This is a genomic window from Planctomycetia bacterium, from assembly GCA_015200345.1.
In the GTDB taxonomy this organism is placed as follows: domain Bacteria; phylum Planctomycetota; class Phycisphaerae; order UBA1845; family UTPLA1; genus PLA3.
On sequence record CP054187.1, the window covers coordinates 1,435,231 to 1,453,894 of the forward strand.

Consider the following 18,664-nt stretch of genomic DNA (forward strand, 5'->3'; position numbering starts at 1 on the left):
ACGCTGCGTCGCGTGTTCGGCCGTTAACGGCCGGCATCGCCGCAAACGTGAGATGCGCGGCGCCGCCGAACAGTTTCAAGATGGCAGGCCGCAACGTTCGCTGCCATCCTCTTCAACGGATTGGATCAACACACCAACCATGCCACGCGAACGCATTCAAAAAATTCTCGCCGCCGCCGGATTCGGTTCTCGCCGAAGCTGCGAGCAACTCGTCCTCGACGGCCGCGTCAGCATCAACGGGCAGACGCTCCACGAACTACCCGCCCTGGCGGACCTGGCCACCGATCGCATCGCCGTGGATGGCAAGCTCGTTCAAGCCGAGCAAACCGTCTATTACCTCCTGAACAAGCCGCCCGGCGTCCTCTGCACCAACAACGATCCATCCGGCCGCACCCGCGCCTGCGACCTGTTGCGCGGCGTGCGCGAGCGCATCTTCCCCGTCGGCCGGCTCGATGCCGATTCGATGGGGCTGCTCATCATGACTAATGACGGAGCGCTGGCACAAAAACTGACCCACCCGCGCTACGGCGTGCCAAAAACCTACCGCGCCGAAATCGCCGGCGTCCCGACCGACGCCGACCTCGCCAGGCTGCGCTCCGGCGTCTGGCTCTCCGAGGGCAAGACCGCGCCCGCACAGGTCCGCATGGTTCACCGCCAGCGCGATCACGCCATCCTCGAAATCACACTCCGCGAGGGACGCAATCGCGAAATCCGACGAATGCTCGCCAAGCTCGGCCACAACGTCCGCCGACTCGTCCGCATCAGCGTCGGCAAGCTGTCCATTCACAAGCTCGGCGTCGGCGCCTACCGCAAACTCACGCCCGACGAAATCAAGTACCTTCGCGCCCTGGCGGACAAAGTCCCCGATCACGCCGCCCACGAACGAATCGCCCCCCGCCGCAGCCCTTCACGCGCCCCGCGCACCGGCCCCTTGCGCCATTCAAAGGCCGCTCCGACGCGCGCCACGCGTTCCGACGCGCCGCGCGACCCGCGCAAGTCGTCGCGCAATGCCTCGGCTGATACTTACCCGCGACGAGGTGCCGGCCACCGTTCGGCCGCGAATCAAGGCACCTCGCGCCGCGATACGCCGAAGCCGCGATCCACCCCACGCAAACGCCGCATCATCGGCCCTTCCTGACCGCTCGTTCCTCTGATCGTATCATGTCCCGCCGCAGCACCGCAGCCAGGTCCTGTGACGCCGCCTCTCCGCTTCGTGCCCCTGCGCCCCGGTGCCACGGACCCGACATTTAGACATTTCTCAACCTGCCGTCGCCACCGTTCCATCCTCGCCGGGGCGGATCAATTGACCCGTCAGCTCTCCCACGCTCGACAACCCTCGACGCGCCAGGTACGCGCGCAATCCCTCCGCGATCTTCAACGGCGTCGTCGGATCAACATACAGCGCCGTCCCGATCGCCACCGCCGTCGCACCCGCCAGCAAAAACTCCACCGCGTCCTCCCATCGACTGATCCCACCCAGCCCGATGATCGGAACGCCCCGCTCCCGCGCCACCTCCCGATACACCCGATGCACCAGATGCACCGCCAGCGGCTTGATCGCCGGACCCGACAGCCCGCCCGATCCGTTCGCCAGCTTCGGCCGCCACGAATCGATGTCCACCGACATTCCTACAAATGTATTCACCAGCGACAGCGCGTCCGCTCCGCCCTCCACCGCGGCCCGCGCCGTCGAGGCGATGTCCGTCACATTCGGCGACAGCTTCACCACCAGCGACCCGCGCGTCACCACCGGCCGCACCGCGCTCACCAGCTCGCGCAACAACCCCGCATCCGTCCCGAACAGCAACCCGTCCGACACATTCGGGCACGACACGTTCAATTCAAAGCCCGCCAGCGCCGGCTCCCCGTCCAGCCGCCGGCAGATCGTCACGTACTCCTCGATGCTGTGACCCGCCACATTCACAAACACCGCCGTTCCCATCGTCGCGATGTACGGCAGCTTGTCACGAACAAACGCCTCCAGCCCCACGTTGGCCAGCCCGATCGCGTTCAGCATCCCACCGCTCGTCTCCGCGATGCGCTGCGGCGCGTTGCCCTTGCGCGCTTGCACCGTCACGCTCTTGGTGATGAACCCCCCCAGCCGCGACAAGTCCATGTACGGTGCGTACTCCTCCCCATACCCGCACGTCCCCGACGCCGTCAGCACCGGGTTCGTCAACTGAACCGCCCCGATTCGCACTGACAAATCTGGCTGTTGCTCTGCGTCCACCATCATTCGCCGTTCATCACTTCCCGCGCGGGGTCCTTTCGCCCCGGCGCCCTTCGACGTAGACTACTCTTCCGAACATGCCTTCGCCATCAACACACGATGTTCTGCAATCCCACTACGAGCCGAATCACCGCATCGCCGCCGCCCACGGCTTCCATGCCTACAACTGCGGGTACGCCCCTTTAAACGCTCCCGGCACGTTCACCGATTTTCAACGCGAACTCGTCTGGCGACTCCTCGGCAACACAACCATCCCACACGACGCAACCGTCCTCGATGTCGGCTGCGGGATCGGCGGCCCCACGCGATGGATCGCACAAAAATTCCCCGCCGCGCGCGTCATCGGCATCGAATTTCTCGCCGACAGCGTCCGACGCGCCCGCGATGCTGCCGATCCCTCCATCGCCTTCATCCAGGGAGACGCCCAGCGCATCCCGTTCCGCGATGACTCCGTCGATCTCCTTTTCAACCTCGAATCCGCCCTGCACTACCCCGACAAAGCCGCCTTCCTGCGAGAATGCGCGCGCGTCCTGCGACCCGGCGGAACCCTCTGCCTCGGCGACATCACCGCCGTGCACAAACGATTCCTCGCTCCCATTGCCTGGCTCAATCGAGCTGCATCCTCCTTCAACGGCGCCGTGCTGCTCTGGCAGGCCGCCGATTATTTCCATCACCTGCGCGAAACCGGATTTGAAATCCGATCCCACGAAAACGCCGCGCCGGCCATCGCACGGTCCCTGGCACAGGGTCTCCACGATATCGCCAAGCGAGGCTGGTCCGCCGCACGCGGCTTTCGCGGCCGGTTCTTCTATCTCGTCGCCCTCGAACGAATGTTGCGATTTGGCCTCCTCGGCTATCACCTCTTTCAGGCCACGCTCCCTCCTTCCCCGGTACGAAATCCACTCGAATCACCTTGATCCGCTGCGGACCGCGATCCCCATCGTCCCTGCGGCGATTCTTATCTGACCCGCTGCTTTTCAAGCTAAGCCTGACCATTCCCGACGCCGATAAGCCCCACCGGAGTGTGTCTCCGGGAACATGAGGTGCGCCGCGCCGTGATTTCTCCCCTGGCCATTGACCAATTCTTTCTTGGATGCCGCGATCTCGCCGCCGACAAGGCCATCGTCGACGCGATGCCGCAAGTCCCCGAATCCCGACAAAGAAACCTGCTGCACATCCTCTTTGAGCACGGCACCGACGAAGGGCTGGAAGCCGTTCCCACCCTCTTCCACCATCTCGGAATAACCGCGCAGTCCGATGTCATCGCAAACGTCGCGCAACTCTTCGGCGCCCTGCGCGCCACCTCTCGCCACCCCGAAACACAATCCCGCCTGAACAGCATCCAGATCATTCAACGAAGCCTCAATCCGCGCCTCGCTTACCTCGCCGCCATCGCCCTCAACGACGGCGCCGTCCAGGTCCGCGCCGAAGCCGCCGCCACCATCCGTGTACTCACGACCCATCACTGGCGAACGCACCATGAAACTCGCAAGGTCCTCCGAGACCTCTCCTCCGATGCGCCAAGCCACGACGCCGCGGCCGACCGCCACCTCGCCCATGCCATCGTTCAAACCCTTCAGATGATCCGCGACGAACGCGGCCATCTGCTCGAAGCACTCCGCGACGCCGTCGGCAACTTCGACACGCACCATCGCACCGAGGTCCTTCAGGCTGCCATGCTCCTCGCTGAAGATCTCGAGCAAAGCCTCTTCCATCCCAACACTCTCAAACGCGGCAAGATCACCCAGGCCATGATGGAGCTGTTCACTGACCAGATCACTCCCGAATTAGCGCCGTTCGTCTACATCGCCCTCTGCCACCCCGAACCGCGACGCCGCGTCCTCAACGCCCTGGCCGCCACCCGCAACGACGACTTCTTTGTCGGCATGATCCGATGCCACTGGCTCGCACGCGAACCTCGCATCCGACGAGGACTCGCCTTCGTTCGCTCGCTCGCCTGGCTCGCCGACCCCATGCGCGCCGCCTTCTCGCTCCCTGCCGATGCCGCCTCGCTTGCTCCAGACTGGCTCCTCACCCTCGGAATCCCGACCGATCAGAAGATTGCCCTCTTGCGACAGTTCACCCTGATCGACAACCCCGCCGCAAACCGCGCCGCCCTCTGGGCACTCGTGCAGATCAACGTCCCCGCCTCCACCCTCGCGCTTCGGGAACTCCTCGACCACGAAAACCACGCCTTGCGACGGATCGCTGAACTCGAACTGAAACATCGCCGCCGTATCGAAGATCGACTCGTCCCAACCCGGCTCAATCGCCCGGAAGGCTGGGCGCGCATGCTCCACCGCGCCGCCATCGACGAGGAATTCGAAAGCCTCTGGAATCGATTCGATCAACTCGACCCGCGCGAAGCCGGCGCCGCTGGACCTTGCGCCCTCCGCTACATCTCCGGTTTTGCCACCCAGGTCCAGGTCCGCCTCGTCAGCAATCAGGCCGCGGACCGCCTCCGCGCCGTGCGGCTCATCATCGCCCTAAACGTCGCTCCCGAATTCGCTCGCACCCTCTTTAACATGGCAAACGATCCCGACGCCGAAGTCCGCGCCGCCACCCTCGAAGCCGTGGCGCGCGTGCACGACGAAACCGCGCGACGCATCCTCGAGCGGGCACTCGCCGACGACAACCCCCTCGTGCAAACCGCCGCCATCGACGCCCTCGACTACATCAACGACCGCCGGCGCGCCGAACTCGTCGCACCCCATTGCGACAGCCTGCACGCCCCAGTCCGCGCCGCCGCCGTGCGCGTCCTCCTCCGACTGCACAAGCCCGATGGCGCCAACGAACTGCTGAAAATGCTCAAGGACCCCCGGCCCGATCACCGCTGCCACGCCCTCTGGATCATCGACCTCCTCAAACTCACGCCACTCCACGCCAGAGTGTCTGAAATGTGTCACCACGACCCCGACCCTCGAATCGAACGCATCGCCCACCACGTCGCACGCCGATTGCTCAAGGCCTCCAACTCCCCGGAACCGGCCGCTGCGACGCAAACCGCCCTCGCCACGAACCCGGCCGTGGAGACCGCTTCATGACCCTGACAACACTCCTCAACCTGACCGCCTCCCTCCTCGCACAACGCGCCTACCCCGAGCGCACGCTCCGCATCCAGGAAGCTTTTCGAAGCTACCACGCGGACCCGAAGGACTCCGCCTTCTCTTCCGTCGGAAATCTACTGCTCATCCTCGGAATCATCTTGGCTGTCCTCGTGGTCGCCGCCAGGATCGTCAGGCAAAACAACCAGCCCGTCGCCGCACGCAAGCCGCGCCGATTTTTCTCTTACATGTTGAAACAGTTGGGTGCAACCTACACCGACCGACTCCTCATGCACCAGGCCGCCCATCACGCCCAACTCGCGCAGCCCGCCATGATGTTGCTCTCGCCCGAGCTTTTCCAACGCTACGCCCTCAACTGGGCCGATCAACTTCGCCTCCGATTCTTCCGACAACGCGTCCGCGCACGCTTCGAAACCATCGCCGCCCGCGCCTTCGCCCCCGCGCCCTAATCCCTCGCCCGCCCCATCCCCCATATTCCTGTTTTCATATCCCTACAAGCTGTTTCAAAACCCCCTCTCCCTTCAAGTCTTCGCGCCATCGCCAGATGCCGCCTTCGCCTACAAGCTGTTTCAAAACCCCCTCTCCCTTCAAGGGAGAGGGCTGGGGTGAGGGTAAAACGAAAAGTTTTCTCACGATTTCCCCCTCACCTAACCTCTCCACCAAGGGGGAGAGGAGTATTGAAACCGGTTTAAATTCCCTGTTCTCTTTTTGACCTTCCGTGCCTACGCGACCGTCTGCCTCCCTTTCGACTTGTTGACGTTGCGACCTTTCTCACCCGCCCGAATACTCCGCATACGTCTTCGCCGTCTCATACACCCGCACCCGAAGCAGCCGCGCCGGCTTCAACGGCTCCTCCAGCAATCCCCAGATCACCCGCGCGATGTTTTCCACCGACGGATTCACACCCGCGAACTCCGCCACATCACTGTTCAAATGCTTGTGATCCAGCCGGTCAATCACCTCGCGCTTCACCACCGCTTCAAACTGCGGAACCTCCACCACGGTGCCCCGGTCGGCCGTCAACTCCCCCCCCACCGTCACCCGCACTTCGTAATTGTGTCCGTGACCGTTGGGATTATTACATTTGCCGAACACTCGCCGATTCGCCTCGTCCGACAACGACGCCACGTGCAGCCGATGCGACGCCGAAAACTCAAAACTCTGCGTCAGTTCCACCATGCCCGGTCGCCTCCCGTCGATCCGACTCGACAAATACGGCGTCGCCGCCAGCATCAGCGACTCCAGCCGACACCCGCCCGGAACCCGACCCGATACATCCGCGTATATCTCCGAAAGCAGCCGCTCGATCGTCAGCGACACGCCGCGAACCGCCAGCGCCCGCGCCGCCGCCGGGATCGCATACCGCCGCAGCAACTCATCCAGCACCTGAATATTGACAAGATACCCCGTTGTCGCGTCCGGCTCGCCGCTCACCACGATCCGGAGCTTCAGGTACGGCGCGACCCCCACCGCCGAGGGCCACCCCCCCCACGAATTCGTCACCGGCAACGCGCCCTCAAACCCGCTCGCCCCGTGCGCGGCACGCGCCCAGTCGCGATCGATCGAAAACCGAATCTCACGCATCAGGCAAATCGGGCCAGACAGGCGAACCGGATGAAATGATTCGGGCATGGACATCACGCTCCATTCTATGGACGCCCTTCCCCCGATGCCACCGATCCGCGCTTCAACCGCCCCCTTTACCCCGGCGAAGCTCCGACCGTACCTTCATCAGGATCTTGCCAAGATGGTTTTCTCCCCGGCCCTCACAAACGCCCCAGAACCGATCGCCCCAGTCGTTCCCCTCGACCAGTTCGGCCTCGCCCGTCGCCAGCAGCTTCGCACCCAAATCAGCGTGATTCAGAAACTTGTCGCGAACACACTGCTCCATCACACCGAGCTTCACCTGCTCCCAGTCGACGCGCACCCTCAATCCACGCCCGGCACGCTTGGCCTCCGATGCCGTCGCCAGCCCCGCGATTCGCGCCCGCTCACCAACATCGAGCGTCTTCGCCGCCTGGTACGCATGCTCAACCGACGGATACCGCTTCCCCTCATACGTCACGGCCGCCAGCCAAAAATTAGACAAATAACGATACTCACCGGAAAACGAATCAATCGCAGCCGCCCCCACGCCCGCCGATCCATCAATCGTCGGAACCCGCGCGGATTGAACACAAGGCCGGGCCACGCAGCCCATGAGGCCGCTGACACCCAGTCCGACCAGCGCTCCCGTAACCCGCCGCCGGACTGTGAATCCCTGCCAAACCGCTCGCGTGAGTCCCGCGCCGGTCATCTTACTTCTTCGGATAATCCCGCGGGTCCATCCCCTGGCGAATCATTTCCATCCGTTCGCGATGCTTGTGGCTCATGCTGACGAGTTGACGCACAATTCCGCCCGCCAGAACCACCACCGCGATCCACGCATACCAGGGCATGGCGTTGAGTAGCTGCTCAATCCCATTCATGCTCGCACACTCCTCTCGCGGGCGAATCACTCACGCTCCCGACGTATTGTGCGGCCCCCTGCCATTATTTCCACCACCGATCCCTTACCCCGGAATGGGTGTCGCCTCGAAGAACGGATACACACGATACATCAATTCGTAAATCACCGACCGATCATCCGCGTACTCAAAACTCACCGACAGACTGTTCAACTGGCTCAACCCGTCGGGAATGAAATTGTCCAGCGCCACCCGCACATGATCAATCAACGCCAGACCCCCCGGCGTCGAACCATCCTCCACCCGCGGGTCTGAACCCACCCGTAGCGTCCGCGCCGCCACCAGCACCGAATAAACCGGCCCGATCCGCAGAATGTTCGTCTCCGGAGCCGTCGGCTCGAACGTGAACCCCACGTACGCCCCCGGCAGCGCCTCGCGAAGCAATGCCTCCCGCAACGCCGGCCGCGCCCCACCGCTCACCCCGCGCACTGTCTTGAACACCGACTCGCCGCTGATCTTCAACAACGACAACTGTTCGACGATCGCCGCCTCCCAATCCCCCAACCGCGACATGCTTCACCCCCCGCCGCTCACAGCCCGTTCAGACTCTCGCGCGTCATCGAGCGATCCGGTCCCGCCGATTCGCCGCCGATTCCCAACGCCGAATTCTCACGCAGCGCCAGACTCGACGGCAACTGAACCAGCCCCGATGCCACCCGCGCAAACCACGTCACCGCCTCCTCACGACGTCTCACCACATCGCCCGGCACCGGCGGCTTGCGGCTGTGCAACCGGTACGCCGCGAGGTCCAGCACAAAGCACCGCAACACCGACCCAACCTCCGGCTCCGAGGTCAGATCAACCGGCACCGCGTACCGCGCCGCCAGGTAACTGTTCGCCTCGCCCTCCGCGCCCAGCCGCGCCTCGTCCACCCGCGACGTATTCGCCGTACCACTCCCGTCGTCATCGGTCAACTGAACGTACGCCGCCGGCCCGATCCACGACTCGATGTCGCCGTTCGTGATGTATGCCATCGCCCTTGCTCTCCGTTCCACCCAGCCAATGGGAACGGCCGGTCGGTGACCGATCACTCCGACACCGTACCGGCCGCGCACCGTCGCCGCTCCCCTTCACCGGCGACCCCCTCCTCCGCACGACTTCACTCCCTCAAGCCTCACGGCTCAAACAAAATCCGTCCGCACCGCGTACTGCCAGTACCCGTACGTCATCCGATACCGCGCCCGAACGCCGTACAGAAACTTCTCGCGCCGAAACGCCTCTTCCGAATCCTCCGACAACGCGCTGAACTCGATCGGTTCGCGATCCTGAAAGATGAACGGCCGCACCACGCCGTCCGTCTTCAACAGGTACCACTTCGACAGATCCGTCAGCCACGGCATTGAGACAACCTTCGCGATCCCCGCCAGCGCGTTGCTTGTATTATCTACTACCGTCGAATTGATCGCCTCCGTCGCCGTGAACAGCATCGTCGGCGGCACGACGCACACCAGCCCCGTCGTGTCGATCAGCATCGGCTCGCCCTGGTCATCCTTGAACGCCAGCATCGCCCCGATCGCCGCCTTCAACGCCTCCTTGAACTCCGCGACCGTCGGAGCATCCTCGTTCTGCGCCGACGCCGTCAGCAGATTGCCCTGGCTGCCCGAATCGCCCGACGCGTGCGCGCCATTGAAAAAGCTTACCCCGTCGTAGCTGTTGTTCCCGCTCGTCTCTCCCCCGATCAGCAATTGCGCGATCAGGTAATCCTTGTGCGTCGCCGCCCGCTGCGCCAGCTCCGCCACCCGCAACCGGATCTGGCCCGTCTGGTCATCCGCGATCTCGTCGCGATCCACCTCGATCGTCGCCTCGTACTTCAGGTTCGACACCGAGTAGCTCTCGCTTCGCAGCCCCTGCGTCAGCCGACCGCTGCCCCATTCGCGCAATTTCGGAACCGTCCCCAGCCACCGATACGTCTCGTGATCGCTCGTCGACACGATCCGCGTCGACAGCTCCCCGAAATGCGTCCGCGTCGCGCCGAACCGATTGAAAAACTCGCTCCGCAAACCCTTCGTCAACAACCCCGTATTAATCACCGCCATGGCTCACACCCCGCTTTTTCTTCGTCCCCGTTCCCTGTTCCTTCGTCTCCACGCTCACGGCAGCTCAATGAACCGCACCGTCAGCACGCCGCCCACGCCAGCCGTCGTCGTCGCCTGGCCCACCTTCGCCCAGATCCGCTGATTCTTCGACACGTCGCGCGTCTCCAGCGTCAGCACCGTCGGCGTATTCGCCGACAGCGTCGTCAGGTTGAACGCGTCGATCACCTCGTCCGGATCGCTGTTGTCCGTGCCCACGTCCAGCACCCCCGCACCCGGCACCGTGTTGAAACTCACCTGCGCCGTCAGGATGCGAATCGCCCGCTGCGTAATCATCACCGGATTCACCGTCGCGCCGGACAGCGAACTCGCCAGCGGCACGCTGATGAGCTGCTCCACGCGCGAACCCCCCAGCGGGTCGATCCGCACGATCCCCTTGCCAGACGACACCATCGACACCAGCGCCCCGCAATAGCTCCCGCCCGCCAGCGGGTTCACCGTCGTCGATTCGTTGTCCTGCGCGTACACCGTCACGCCCGCCAGCGCGGCCGCCACCCCGCTCACCGGCAGCACAAAATCGCCTTGTGTATACACGCGGACCGTCCGTGCACCGCCCGTGCCGCCGCTGTTGTCCACCTCCTCGTACGACACCCCCGCGAACGAATCCCCTGCCACGAGGTTCCGTACATGCCCCGTCGTCCGGTCGATTCCCAGCAACGCCCCCTTCCACACATGCGCCGACGCCGCCACCGAATAGCTTCGCAACTCCTGATCCACGTAACGACTCAACTCCCGATTCGCCGTTATCGCCATCGTCGCCTCGCTCCCTTCTCACGCTTCTCACGCGCTGAACAAACCACCCTTGCCCGTTGCCGAATTCCCCGGTTCATAAATTATACACTTGACTATACTACCCGCCATTCGCACGCCCGACTCGCACCGCCTCCGCCACATACGCCTCCTCGCTGCACAGCCGCTCCAGGAACGACCGATTCGCCCGATACTCCGCACGTGCCGACGCCTCGATCGCCGGCGGCCTCGCCTGCGTCGCGCATCCGACTCCCAATCGCGCAGAGGCGAACCGACCCATCGGAACCACCACCGGCGCTGACTCCGCCCACTTCCTGAACTCCTCCGGATCGCGCAGCGCCAACTCGAACGCCCACGACCGCTGCGACGGAGCGAGCTTCCCGGACGACGACGCCTCCGCCACCAGCGCCGCCGCCGCGCGACGCGCTTCCACGTCCTCCAACTGGGCGATCCGATCCGCTGCCGCGATCAGCACCACGTCCTGCGTCGCCGATTCATCCAGCACCAGCATCCGCCGCAGCCGCTCCCCCGCGGCGCCATCCCCGGCCCCCCCGTTCACCACCGGCTGCATCCCCACGATCGCCGGCTTGTTCGTCAACGCCGCCGAGTGCAGCCCCACCAGTCGCCGATCGCTCCGCCGCACCAGCGCAACAGGAGACAAATAGCGATATTGCCGGCTCGCCAGCTTCGATGCCGCTTCCGGCGTCCACTGAACCTCCGCCCACAGGCCGGCCGCGCGCCCGTCGGAAGCCTCCTCGGGACGCACCAGCTTCAGCGCCTTGATCCATCCCGCCGCCGGCGCCAGGCCGTCCGGCGAGCTGTACGCTCCGCCCAGCGTCTGATGCTCGTAATCGATCGGCACGTCCGTCCCGTGCGCCGCGAATGCCTCGATTGTGGCACGCGCCGACTCGTCGTCCAGCAAAAAATCCCCCGCCGTGCTCCGGACCCGGCCCCACGGCGCAATCAGCACCTCCCCCGGCGGCTCACCCAGACCGATCCCCGCCGCCTCCATCACCACTTCGCTCACCTCGCCCCGATCCGCCGCCGCTCCGCTCGCTACTATATCTACACCCGTCGCCATCGCTCCGGCCCTCCTTCTACCTGCCTGTTCGCCGATTCGTTGATCGCACCGCCGTCTCACCAACGCCGGACGCTTTCACTCTTGCCCGCTGTTCCCCCCGCCAGACCCCTCGCCATCCGCCCCGCCGGCCAGCACCGACTCGCCCGCCGACGCCACCGGCACCCCCAACGCCTGGTGCGCCCACGTCGCCGGCACCCGCGCCCCCAGCCGGTTCACCGCGATGTCCAGCACTTCCGCCAGCCGACGCGCGTCAAGCCGGCCCTCCACCTGCCGCTCGAAATACGGAACCGCCGCACCCGGCCCGAACTGCATTCGCACCAGCGGCCCCAGCAGATCGCGCCGCAGCGTCTGCGCCTCGCGACGAATGTCGTCATCACGCAGATCACGTCGCACGTGGTCGTGTACTTTCGCCGCGCCCGCGCTCGCCAGCATCCGCGCCGTGTCCGTCGTCAGCGTCTGGCCCAGCCACGCCTTGCTGATCTCGCGATCAAAATACAGGCACAGATTCTCGAACAGATTCACCTCGCCCGGCACGCGCGACTGGATGATCTCCAGTTGAATCGCCTTCGAAAACACGCCCGTTGCATCCGCCCCGAGCTGCTTCAGCATCGCCAGCATCTCACGCTTCTCTTCCGACGTCGCGCCTGGTTCGTACCGCGCGATCCGAACCGGCATCCCGAATGCCTCCGCGAAGATCAGCCAGTCCTTGATCGCGAACCGCTTCGCCAGGTACGCCAAACCCGTCACCCGCGCCAGGCCCCCGCGCAGCGGATGACCGCTCGCCGACTGCGGCGCGTGAACGACAAACTTGTTCGGCGGCAACGCCTCACCCTGATATTTCTCATCTTCCGTCAGCACCCGAAGCTCACCCGAATCGCCCAGCGTCAGCCGATCGAACGGCACCGGCACGATCTCCACCGGACGCACGCCGCCCCCGTCCGCCTCCCACACAATTTCTGCAACCGCAAGACCGCGACCGGTCGCCAGCGACAGATGCGCGAGCGTCTCTTCAAACCCCGGCAGGTCACGAAGCACCGACTCGCAATACGCCGCGGTTTCCTGCGCCGAAGCGCCGCCCCCGACCGGTCGCGTCGCCGCGCCTGCCGCCGGCCGCGCCAAATCCACCCCCGGCGGCGTCGCCGACACCCGCCACGGCAGCCCCGTCACCGCCAGCCGGCGCGTGGCGGCAACGCTAAATAGATGCGCGTCTTTTTCCTCCATCTGTTCCGACAGCGCCAGTTGCGCGCCCAGGTCTCCCGCGTCCGCCTCCCGAAAAATCGCCAGCAGCCGCTGCGGCGTCAGACCATCCGCCGGGTACGCCCGCAATCCCCAATCCCCCCCGCGGCTCACCATCACCCCGCTCGCCGGCCGCCCCGCCGCGCCCCGTACCGCGTTGACAATTCGATCCAAAAACCGCATGTCTCGCCCTCCCTTCGTCTGCAAGGATGAGTCGTGAGTCGTTAGTCATTCCGCTTCCCGGTTTCATCCGCGCGGTCGTACCGCCGTTTCGACGTCTCCTCACCAGATCCCCTGCCGCGCGAACCGCGCCGCGCCGCCCGTCAGATACTCCACCTCGCCGGTCCCGACGTGCCGCGCCGCCGCATGCGCCGCCAGCGCCGCCGCCCAGAATCGGTCCGCGTGTCCGCCCGTCGCCCGATCCGACTCGTATCGTACGTGCCCGCTTTGTGACACGACCCGGGTCAGCGAATGCCAATCTCGTTCGATGGCGTCATCCACTGGAATCCGAATCCGGCCCGTCTCCGACAACATCCGCAACCGCCCCGCCAGTTCAGATTTCAACCCCGCCGTAAACGTCAATCCCTCCACGCGATAGCTCCCGAACCGCCGCTCCAGCCGTTCCGCCAGGTGCATCCCCAATCCGGTCGCATCGACGCAGCACCGTCTCACGCTCCGCTGACCCAGCACCTCGCCGATCACCCGCTCCTGCTCTTCGAACGACGCACGCTCCAGCACCAGCACGCCCCGCGTCTCTAGCAACTCGCCGCTGCGCTCCACGATCCACACCGCCGTGACATCGCGCACACGCCCCACATCCACGCCCACGTACGCATCCGCCCCCGCGCGCTGCAACGCCAACCAATCTACAGTCGTCGACAATCGAACCTCCTGGCACCGCCGGATCAACTCGTACGGCATGAAGCTCGTCGCCTCGTCCACGAACTCGCAGCACATCTCCTGCCGCCAGATCAGCTCATCCCCGATCGCCTCGCGCAGCTCCGTCGCGTCCGCCTCCAGCCCCTCCGCGATCGCCTCCTCCAGCGTCACCGTCGTCCGTTCGAACCTCGCGTTGTCACGCAGCCGCGCGAACAGGTTCTTCACCCCGCGCGGCGTCGAACACACGTCCAGCTCGCCGCGCCCGCGCAAGATGGACGGATAAAGCGCCGCCCACACGGCCTCGTCCTCCTGGTGCATCGCGAACTCATCAAGAAACACGTCCCCCGTAAACCCGCGCGCGGTCAGCGGATTGGCCGGCAGCCCGATGATGCGCACCCCGCCGGGCAGGCGAATCTCCAACTGGCGATAGGAGGTGTTGCGAAAGTAGCCGTCACCGCGAAATTCCGCCGCGATCTTCAGCGCCTGGCAGTGCAGGTATGCTTTCTCCATCACTTCGCGGCTTTGCCGCTCGCCGGCGGAAAGAACAATCTGCGTCCGCCGCCGCAGCAAGCCTCGCACCAGGCGCCGCAGGCTGAAGGTGAAACTCTTGCCCGTCTGCCGCGCCCAGCAGTTCCACGTGAACCGCGACGCACTCTCCACCATCCGCCGCTGGTAGGCCGGCATCGGGAGTGCCGCAATGTTGGCATTCCCGGACGGTTCAGGACCATCCGACTGCCGATCGGCCGCCCCACGGATCTGCGAATTCACGTTGTCAGATTCGGCGCCCATTCCAACCACCCCGGGAAAATCGAAAAGCCCCGCGAACCGGCCCAGCGGCCGACGCCATCAGAAACTCATTCTTGCCCGGCGATCCGGTCGGACCGATTTCCGCCGCCACCCGGTTTCACGACCCGCGCACCGACCAATCCCCCAACCTCGAACGGGTTCCGGCTTCGCCGTTATGGCGCCGCCGGAAATTATTGATTATTGCATAGATACGGCTGGGGCTCGTCCCCTTTTCACGATCCTTCGGCCGCCTGCTTTCCGTCGGCTTCGTACGCCATGCCTTGACTGCGATGGCTCCACGACCGCGATGATTCACGCTCGCAATTCCATTCGACGGCGGTAACATTCCCCCAAACGACGCACGCGAAGAATCGGTTCTCCGCGTGCAATTGACCTCAATGGAGGATATCCATGTCCGCATCGAATCCCGATCGAACCACCGTCGTCGCGCTGTGCAGCCTGGTCTGCGGCGCGTTTCTGTGGGCACTCGTTTCGCCCGCGTTCTTGAGCGCGCAGCAAAAAGACGAACACGCCGGCCACCATCACGGCGACGCGCCGGCTGGCCACGACCATGGCGCGTCGGCCCGAAACGCCGAGAACTGGGCGCCGGTCAACAAGATGCACCTGTACCTCTGCGCGTTTCACGTCGCCAAGGAAAAGCCGGACTTCCAGGTCGAGGCGCACCACTACTGCTCGCCGCAGTCCAAGAGCGGCGATCTGCATCAGTGCGTGATCTACGATTCGCGCGGCCCGAACCCCAAGCTGCTCGGCACCGAGTACATCATCACCGACGAGGCATACCGGAAGCTGCCCGCCGAGGAGAAACGATTCTGGCACCCGCATGCGTATGAAATCCTTTCCGGCCAGCTCGTCGCGCCCGACATGCCCAAGATGGGCGACGACCTCTTCCCCGGCCTCATCAACACCTGGGGCAAGACCTGGCACACCTGGCCCGACCCGACGACGGACTATCCCACCGGCGAACCGCTGCTGATGTGGTCGGCCAACGGTGACGGACAAATCGACAACAAGCTAATCGCCAAGCGCGATGCGCAATTCAACATCAAGACCGATGAGATTCGCGCCCGGCGGAAGTTCATGGGCTTCGAGGTGCCACAGATTCCGCCGCCCAAGTCGATGAGCGACCTGGGCCGCCGCTGGACGGCGAGCGGCAAGGACGAGCCGACGAAGCTGAAAGGCGCGGGGGGTTGAGCCGACTTGAATCCTCCTGGGAAGCTATGACGGTCCTGTTGCGAATTCGGGCGATCGGCGCGCCAGCGACGTGCAAATGGCGCGCCGATCGCCCTTTTTACCATCAATAACCGCGATTGAGACGGCGAAATCGTTCCAAGCGAATTGTCGCTGGACTTTCCCCCGCACGGCCCTTACAGTACCGGTGGTTGGTTCGACGACCGAGCATTTGCGGCTACGTGACGGGTCCTTTCGACTTCTCTCGCTCCTGCACTCCTCTTTCGCCTTTCCGCCTTTCTGGTCCGAAACGCTGGACCCTTTCACTGTGTCCCTGAAAGTTCACACGGGCCACACAAGGCTATTTCGCAGGAGTTTGCACATGGCCAAGAAACTGTATGTTGGAAACCTGGGATTTGACGTCACCGACGCCGATCTCCAAACCCTGTTCGCCCCGCACGGAAACGTGGTCAGCGCGCAGGTCATCACGGATCGCGACACCGGTCGAAGCAAAGGCTTCGGCTTTGTCGAGATCGGTTCGGACGGCGAGGCCAAGACGGCCATCGCCGCGCTGGACGGCAAGGAGCACGGCGGTCGCACGCTGAAGGTCAACGAAGCCAAGCCGAAGGAGAATCGCTCCGGCGGCGGTGGTTACGGCGGCGGCGGCTACGGTGGTGGCGGCGGACGACGCCGGTACTAACCCAACGGGTTCCGCAGTTTGGATTTCGCGGGCTTGGTGCGGGCGATTCGCCGGCGCCAAGCCCGTTTTCATTGTACCGGGCGCCCCGCGCAAGGAGCGCGGCGGATGCCACGAACGCCTACTGAATCCAAGGCTCATCGGTTGATCGCCTGTGCGACAGGGATTTCGAGGCGATCACGTTGCCGAACTCGGGACCATCACGCGGAATCAGTCTCGCGCCCACTTCGGCGGGCGCTTTTCCATGAACGCCCGCAGGCCCTCGCGGCCTTCCTCGCCGAGAAACGCCTCACCGAACGCCTCGGACTCGCACGACAAGCCCTTCTCCAGCCAGGCCGATTCCTCGGAGCAGACTACGCGCTTCAGCAATCGAACGGCGCAGGGGCCGTTTGCCAGAATCTGTTTCACCAGATTATCTACAGTTGTCATCAATTCGCCCGGCGCGACCGATTCGCTCACCAGACCCGCCGCCACCGCCTCCGGACCGTGCAGCGCCTCACCCGTAAACAGCAGCCGCCGCGCCATCGCCCCGCCGACCAGGGCGAACGTCCGCTGGGTACCGCCCCAGCCGGGGATCAGCCCGAGCTTGACCTCGGGGAATCCGATCGTTGCGTCGTTCGACATGATGCGCAAATCGCACGCCAGCGCCACCTCGCACCCGCCGCCCAGCGCCGGCCCGTTGATCGCCGCGATCGTCACCGCCTGCTCAAACCGCGCCAACCGCGCCATGCACCGCTGACCACGCTGGCTGAACGCTCTGCCCGCGTCGCCCGGCGCGGTGTTCATCTCCGCGATGTCGGCCCCGGCCATGAACGTCCGCCCTTCGCCGGAGAGAATCAATACGCGCACCTGCGGATTGCACGCCACCTCGTCCAGCCGCGCCTCCAGCGCCGCCATCGTCGGCATCGAGAGCAGGTTGATCCCCCCGCTGGTGTTAAACGTGATTCGCCCGATCGGACCTTCCTGCTGATACAGCACTTCGGTGCTCATGCCGTTTCATCCTCCAGCGTCAAACGACCTCTCACGCTCCGATCATCGAGCCTCGCAAAGAGCCGCGGGCTTCAGCCCACTCGATCGCTCCTTCAAAGAGCCGCGGGCTTCAGCCCACTCGATCGCTCCTTCAAAGAGCCGCGGGCTTCAGCCCATTCGATCGCTCCTTCAAAGAGCCGCGGGCTTCAGCCCGCGCGGCCGTCAGACGATGCGCGCCGGCTCTGCAATCATTTTGAATAATCGTGGAACCCCCGGCCGCTCTTTCGCCCCATTCGCCCGGCGTCGACCATTTTTCGCAGCAGCGGGCAGGGGCGAAACTTCGGATCGCCCAGGTCCCGGTGCAGCACGTCGAGGATATTAAGACAAACGTCAACGCCGATGAAATCCGCCAGCGTCAGCGGGCCCATCGGGAAATTGCACCCCTGCTTCATAATCTCGTCGATTGTCTTCGCGTCGGCCACGCCCTCCATCAGCGCGAAGGCCGCCTCGTTGATCATCGGCATCAGCACGCGGTTGCTGACGAAGCCCGGCATGTCGTTGCAGCGCAGCGGGTTCTTGCCCATGCGCTGGGCCAGGGCCTCGACCGTCTCCACCGTCGCGTCATCGGTTGCCAGCCCGCGGATCACCTCCACCAGGCTCATCAGCGGCACCGGATTGAAAAAGTGCATGCCGATGAACTTCGCCGGCCGGTCCGTGGCCGCCGCCAGCTTGGTGATGCTGATGCTGCTGGTGTTGCTGGCGAGAATGGCGTCGGGCTTCAGGTTCGGCTGGATCTGTTTGTACAACGCGACTTTGGCGTCGAACTGTTCGAAAATCGCTTCAATCACGATGCCGACTTTGGACCAATCGATGTCACCAAGCGCCGCGCAGGTCTTGAGATTCGCCTTGGCCGCCGCGGCCGCATCGGCCGGAAGTTTGCCCTTTTCCACGAGCTTGCCGAGGCTCTTTTCGATTTCGCCCTTCGCCGCCTCAAGCTGCTTCGCGTTCGCGTCGAAGACCCATGTCTTCAGACCGGCGGTCGCGCAGACCTGCGCGATGCCGCGGCCCATCGTTCCCGAACCGATCACCACCGCCGAATCAATCGCCATGACCCGTCCTAACCGTGTTGAAGAATCACAAGAAGCCGTTGTTCGTCCAGACATCCTTGAACGTCACGCGATGC

General features: G+C 64.5%; 19 protein-coding genes. 6 read left to right on the top strand and 13 right to left on the bottom strand.

What is annotated here, in order from left to right:
- Positions 1-139: 139 nt before the first annotated feature.
- The gene (locus HRU71_05995) at positions 140-1,138 is read left to right on the top strand and encodes an rRNA pseudouridine synthase (protein ID QOJ03063.1); all 999 of its coding nucleotides are present in this window, start codon (positions 140-142) and stop codon (positions 1,136-1,138) included.
- A gap of 120 nt (positions 1,139-1,258) precedes the next feature.
- On the opposite strand, the gene HRU71_06000 is transcribed toward HRU71_05995, so the two are convergent.
- Positions 1,259-2,233, bottom strand: coding sequence for a dihydroorotate dehydrogenase (locus HRU71_06000; GenBank protein QOJ04933.1), 975 nt, complete (start codon positions 2,231-2,233; stop codon positions 1,259-1,261).
- A 74-nt stretch (positions 2,234-2,307) separates the two neighbouring features.
- On the opposite strand from HRU71_06000, the gene HRU71_06005 reads away from it, so the two are divergent.
- The 3 genes from HRU71_06005 to HRU71_06015 all read left to right on the top strand — a co-directional run bounded on the left by HRU71_06005 (position 2,308) and on the right by HRU71_06015 (position 5,744).
- Positions 2,308-3,147 carry a methyltransferase domain-containing protein gene (locus tag HRU71_06005; protein ID QOJ03064.1) on the top strand — a complete coding sequence of 280 codons (840 nt, stop codon included), beginning with the start codon at positions 2,308-2,310 and terminating at the stop codon, positions 3,145-3,147.
- 126 nt (positions 3,148-3,273) lie between these two features.
- Positions 3,274-5,274, top strand: coding sequence for a HEAT repeat domain-containing protein (locus HRU71_06010; protein QOJ03065.1), 2,001 nt, complete (start codon positions 3,274-3,276; stop codon positions 5,272-5,274).
- Positions 5,271-5,744 (top strand): hypothetical protein, encoded by a 474-nt coding sequence (locus tag HRU71_06015; protein ID QOJ03066.1) that lies wholly within the window; start codon positions 5,271-5,273, stop codon positions 5,742-5,744. Before HRU71_06010 ends, HRU71_06015 begins: the two co-directional genes overlap by 4 nt.
- 322 nt (positions 5,745-6,066) lie before the next feature.
- Here the strand turns inward: HRU71_06015 and HRU71_06020 are convergent, their stop codons facing one another.
- From HRU71_06020 to HRU71_06065, 10 genes are all read right to left on the bottom strand, one after another.
- Entirely contained in the window at positions 6,067-6,474 is a 408-nt protein-coding gene (locus tag HRU71_06020; GenBank protein ID QOJ04934.1) for a 6-carboxytetrahydropterin synthase, read from the bottom strand.
- A gap of 508 nt (positions 6,475-6,982) precedes the next feature.
- Complete coding sequence (locus HRU71_06025; GenBank protein ID QOJ04935.1) at positions 6,983-7,495, bottom strand: NADAR family protein; 513 nt, start codon at positions 7,493-7,495, stop codon at positions 6,983-6,985.
- A gap of 97 nt (positions 7,496-7,592) precedes the next feature.
- A complete protein-coding gene (locus tag HRU71_06030; protein QOJ03067.1) occupies positions 7,593-7,763 on the bottom strand; it encodes a hypothetical protein in 171 nt (56 codons plus the stop codon).
- Positions 7,764-7,847: 84 nt separating this feature from the next.
- Positions 7,848-8,315: a hypothetical protein gene (locus HRU71_06035; GenBank protein QOJ03068.1), complete on the bottom strand. Its 468-nt coding sequence runs from the start codon at positions 8,313-8,315 to the stop codon at positions 7,848-7,850.
- Between the two features lie 17 nt (positions 8,316-8,332).
- On the bottom strand, positions 8,333-8,776 hold the full coding sequence (locus HRU71_06040; protein ID QOJ03069.1) for a DUF1320 domain-containing protein: 444 nt from the start codon (positions 8,774-8,776) through the stop codon (positions 8,333-8,335).
- Positions 8,777-8,923: 147 nt separating this feature from the next.
- Positions 8,924-9,838, bottom strand: a complete 915-nt coding sequence (locus HRU71_06045) for a Mu-like prophage major head subunit gpT family protein (GenBank protein ID QOJ03070.1) — start codon at positions 9,836-9,838, stop codon at positions 8,924-8,926.
- 54 nt (positions 9,839-9,892) lie between these two features.
- The gene (locus HRU71_06050) at positions 9,893-10,648 is read right to left on the bottom strand and encodes a hypothetical protein (GenBank protein ID QOJ03071.1); all 756 of its coding nucleotides are present in this window, start codon (positions 10,646-10,648) and stop codon (positions 9,893-9,895) included.
- 97 nt (positions 10,649-10,745) lie between these two features.
- The gene (locus tag HRU71_06055) at positions 10,746-11,726 is read right to left on the bottom strand and encodes a hypothetical protein (GenBank protein ID QOJ03072.1); all 981 of its coding nucleotides are present in this window, start codon (positions 11,724-11,726) and stop codon (positions 10,746-10,748) included.
- A 75-nt stretch (positions 11,727-11,801) separates the two neighbouring features.
- Positions 11,802-13,145: a DUF935 family protein gene (locus HRU71_06060; protein ID QOJ03073.1), complete on the bottom strand. Its 1,344-nt coding sequence runs from the start codon at positions 13,143-13,145 to the stop codon at positions 11,802-11,804.
- A 99-nt stretch (positions 13,146-13,244) separates the two neighbouring features.
- Positions 13,245-14,630, bottom strand: a complete 1,386-nt coding sequence (locus HRU71_06065) for a hypothetical protein (GenBank protein ID QOJ03074.1) — start codon at positions 14,628-14,630, stop codon at positions 13,245-13,247.
- Positions 14,631-15,038: 408 nt separating this feature from the next.
- Between HRU71_06065 and HRU71_06070 the strand changes: the two genes are divergently transcribed.
- Entirely contained in the window at positions 15,039-15,839 is an 801-nt protein-coding gene (locus HRU71_06070) for a DUF1264 domain-containing protein (GenBank protein ID QOJ03075.1), read from the top strand.
- Between the two features lie 358 nt (positions 15,840-16,197).
- Positions 16,198-16,515: an RNA-binding protein gene (locus HRU71_06075; GenBank protein ID QOJ03076.1), complete on the top strand. Its 318-nt coding sequence runs from the start codon at positions 16,198-16,200 to the stop codon at positions 16,513-16,515.
- 207 nt (positions 16,516-16,722) lie between these two features.
- Here the strand turns inward: HRU71_06075 and HRU71_06080 are convergent, their stop codons facing one another.
- Positions 16,723-17,502, bottom strand: a complete 780-nt coding sequence (locus HRU71_06080) for an enoyl-CoA hydratase/isomerase family protein (GenBank protein QOJ03077.1) — start codon at positions 17,500-17,502, stop codon at positions 16,723-16,725.
- A 227-nt stretch (positions 17,503-17,729) separates the two neighbouring features.
- Positions 17,730-18,590, bottom strand: coding sequence for a 3-hydroxybutyryl-CoA dehydrogenase (locus HRU71_06085; protein ID QOJ03078.1), 861 nt, complete (start codon positions 18,588-18,590; stop codon positions 17,730-17,732).
- Positions 18,591-18,664 lie beyond the last annotated feature (74 nt).

Coding starts and splice junctions, on each gene's coding strand:
- HRU71_06040 (QOJ03069.1), bottom strand. CDS start 8,776: ATGGCATACATCACGAACGGCGACATCGAGTCGTGGATCGGGCCGGCG.
- HRU71_06080 (QOJ03077.1), bottom strand. CDS start 17,502: ATGAGCACCGAAGTGCTGTATCAGCAGGAAGGTCCGATCGGGCGAATC.
- HRU71_06020 (QOJ04934.1), bottom strand. CDS start 6,474: ATGGTGGAACTGACGCAGAGTTTTGAGTTTTCGGCGTCGCATCGGCTG.
- HRU71_06075 (QOJ03076.1), top strand. CDS start 16,198: ATGGCCAAGAAACTGTATGTTGGAAACCTGGGATTTGACGTCACCGAC.
- HRU71_06085 (QOJ03078.1), bottom strand. CDS start 18,590: ATGGCGATTGATTCGGCGGTGGTGATCGGTTCGGGAACGATGGGCCGC.
- HRU71_06015 (QOJ03066.1), top strand. CDS start 5,271: ATGACCCTGACAACACTCCTCAACCTGACCGCCTCCCTCCTCGCACAA.
- HRU71_06030 (QOJ03067.1), bottom strand. CDS start 7,763: ATGAATGGGATTGAGCAGCTACTCAACGCCATGCCCTGGTATGCGTGG.
- HRU71_06050 (QOJ03071.1), bottom strand. CDS start 10,648: ATGGCGATAACGGCGAATCGGGAGTTGAGTCGTTACGTGGATCAGGAG.
- HRU71_06055 (QOJ03072.1), bottom strand. CDS start 11,726: ATGGCGACGGGTGTAGATATAGTAGCGAGCGGAGCGGCGGCGGATCGG.
- HRU71_05995 (QOJ03063.1), top strand. CDS start 140: ATGCCACGCGAACGCATTCAAAAAATTCTCGCCGCCGCCGGATTCGGT.
- HRU71_06070 (QOJ03075.1), top strand. CDS start 15,039: ATGTCCGCATCGAATCCCGATCGAACCACCGTCGTCGCGCTGTGCAGC.
- HRU71_06005 (QOJ03064.1), top strand. CDS start 2,308: ATGCCTTCGCCATCAACACACGATGTTCTGCAATCCCACTACGAGCCG.
- HRU71_06060 (QOJ03073.1), bottom strand. CDS start 13,145: ATGCGGTTTTTGGATCGAATTGTCAACGCGGTACGGGGCGCGGCGGGG.
- HRU71_06025 (QOJ04935.1), bottom strand. CDS start 7,495: ATGGGCTGCGTGGCCCGGCCTTGTGTTCAATCCGCGCGGGTTCCGACG.
- HRU71_06045 (QOJ03070.1), bottom strand. CDS start 9,838: ATGGCGGTGATTAATACGGGGTTGTTGACGAAGGGTTTGCGGAGCGAG.
- HRU71_06035 (QOJ03068.1), bottom strand. CDS start 8,315: ATGTCGCGGTTGGGGGATTGGGAGGCGGCGATCGTCGAACAGTTGTCG.
- HRU71_06065 (QOJ03074.1), bottom strand. CDS start 14,630: ATGGGCGCCGAATCTGACAACGTGAATTCGCAGATCCGTGGGGCGGCC.
- HRU71_06000 (QOJ04933.1), bottom strand. CDS start 2,233: ATGGTGGACGCAGAGCAACAGCCAGATTTGTCAGTGCGAATCGGGGCG.